The organism is Bartonella sp. MU70NMGDW (genome assembly GCF_042194085.1).
Classification (GTDB): Bacteria; Pseudomonadota; Alphaproteobacteria; order Rhizobiales; family Rhizobiaceae; genus Bartonella; species Bartonella grahamii.
Genome location: NZ_JBHIMK010000406.1, coordinates 1 through 1,028, shown reverse-complemented (window position 1 = coordinate 1,028; position 1,028 = coordinate 1). Strand labels below are relative to the sequence as shown.

The 1,028-nt window shown below is 46.3% G+C and carries 1 protein-coding gene; it reads right to left on the bottom strand.

Annotated elements, in window-relative coordinates:
- Window positions 1-1,028 (bottom strand): DUF4815 domain-containing protein (locus ACFIKE_RS11300; protein WP_375650034.1); only part of this gene is annotated, 1,028 nt, incomplete at both ends.

The following is a 1,028-nucleotide window of genomic DNA, read 5'->3' as shown; positions in this document are numbered from 1 at the left end:
CCAAGATCAATGGTTTTTTCTGTTTGTGTGTAGCGGGCTGCCAACACTCGAAAGGCTAAAGCCTCATCTTGATGAGCGGTCCAGCTCCTAGCATTGACAGAAGAAAAGCGTGGACCGGTCACGTAAGGGTGGCTTGAGACGTATCTCTGGTGTTCTGCATCAAAATCTCCAAGCTTTGCTAGTGAAACGGCATGATCAGCATCATCGGTTTTAATGACAAAGGCGGTGAGACGGTCATTAGGGACTAACAAAGGGACATCATAGCGTGCCTCTGCCCACCCTCCCTTTGCGCCCTTCATAGAATAAAAGCTTTGTGCTTGAATATCGGCGGTCGGATAACCGTTTTCTGTAGTGACCAAATCAATCACCAAATCATGGTTCTCATTACCGATTTTGCAAAGATGAAAGTCAATACCGGTGATTTGCCGTGTTTCATCGGGGGTAAAGACTTGCGCTTGTGGGTCAAATTGCATCCATATTTTCACAGTGGTGGTGCGCCGCATCACTTTCACATCAATCACACCTTGCCCTGTAAAAAGCCCCGTTGCAATGGTTCCACCTTTTCCCCGTGCCACAACATTTTTTGTGCCAGCGGTGATGTTTTGTGGAATTTTAAAAGTTCCTTCAAGGGTGCCCTTGCTATCGGCAACAAGGCGGCTCGCTGGCAAAACATTCACACCATCAAAGATGAGGCTTTCTAATTGTTCTAACTTGCCAAAGCCTTCAATTTTAAAGTGAAGGGTAATTTGTCTTAAAAAGTCGGTTTGTTCTTGATGTGCATTGACCAAGTCATCACGCACTTCTGTGTTACGGATAGTTCTGCCGCGATGTTTTCCCATAATGATTTGATTGGTGATACCCGAGAGCCAATCGGTGCGCTGTTCATGCCAAAAGTCTGTCGCGGGTTCAAGGGTTACTGTACCAGGCAGGGGTGCAAAATTTTGATAAGGATTGATTTTTTCGCAAGCCGTTGTCAACTCTTGCGCAATGATCACTTCATTTGTCCAGTCAAGGGTGACAGGCGCTGT